The following is a 1,139-nucleotide window of genomic DNA, read 5'->3' as shown; positions in this document are numbered from 1 at the left end:
CGCCCGCCCTGCCCCGACGACGAGCCTCCGAAGAAGGGCCGCAAGGGCTCCGCGCCCAAGTCCTCGGCGCCCAAGGCCCCCGCGCCGCCCGCGAAGAAGCAGTAGGCGCGGGGCCGGCCGGAGCTACTCGACGATGAAGTCCGCGGCGGTGCGGCGACGACCGGCCACCACGGACACCACCGCGCGGCCCTGGCCCACCGCCGTCACCCGGCCCTCGGGCGACACCGTCACCACGGCGGAGTTGGAGCTGAACCACTCCAGCGGCACGCGGTCCAACACCGCGCCGTTGCGGTTGTACGCGCGCGCCTGGACCTGCACCGACTGGCCCTTCTTCTTGAAGGTGTACGAGGTGAGGTTCAGCCCCAGGCGGGCGAAGTCCGGCGGCACCACCTGCACGGCGATGGCCCGGGTCAGGTGGCCCAGCGTCGCGGTGACGGTGGCCAGGCCCGCCGTCGAGGCGATGAGCTCCCCGTTCTCCACGTGCGCCACCGCCTCGTTGCTGGAGCGGAAGGTGGGCACGGCGTCGGGGATGACGTGGCCCACCTCGTTGCGCGCCACCACCTTCAGCTTGATGGTGCGCCCCATCTCCACGAAGTCCGCGCCCGGCGCGCGCACGTCCAGCGAGGCGAGGATGGTGAGATCCAACGGCAGCGCCGCCTTCGCCCCTCCGCCCTGCACACCGATGATGGTCTTGCCGGACTTGCGCGCCACCACCGTGCCGTCCTCCAGCACGGAGGCCACGTCCGGCGCGGAGCTGGTCCACCTCAGCCGTGCGTCCATCATCCGGCGCCCGTCCGCGTCCAGCACGGTGTAGTTCAGCGGAAGGTTCTGGCCCTGCGTGCGCAGGTAGCGCAGCTCGGGCGGCTCGAGGGTGATGGTCGTCGGCGACGGTCCACACGCGCCGAGGACACCCAGCGCGAGGAGACCCAACAGGGAACGGGAGGGCAGGCGCAACGTCTTCACAAAGGCAGTCTTGGAACGAAAGGGGAGGAGCGGCAGTCTAACGACCCCTCACGCGACAGGCGTGAAAACCACGGCCGCCTGCACGCCTGCTGACACCCGCCGGCCCTTTCAGCGGCGTGCGGTTCGGCCTTCCATCGTCCCCAGCACCTGCGCGGCCAGGGCCTCCCCCTCCCGCC

The 1,139-nt window shown here is 71.7% G+C and carries 1 protein-coding gene; it reads right to left on the bottom strand.

Annotation, left to right across the window (positions count from 1 at the left end):
• Positions 1–123: 123 nt before the first annotated feature.
• Positions 124–963 (bottom strand): Ig-like domain-containing protein, encoded by an 840-nt coding sequence (locus D7V97_RS43195; protein ID WP_120616286.1) that lies wholly within the window; start codon positions 961–963, stop codon positions 124–126.
• Positions 964–1,139: the final 176 nt, after the last annotated feature.

This window comes from Corallococcus sp. CA053C, assembly GCF_003611675.1.
Taxonomy (GTDB): domain Bacteria; phylum Myxococcota; class Myxococcia; order Myxococcales; family Myxococcaceae; genus Corallococcus.
The sequence above is the reverse complement of the archived record's forward strand: the minus strand, read 5'-3'. Positions and strand labels throughout refer to the sequence as shown.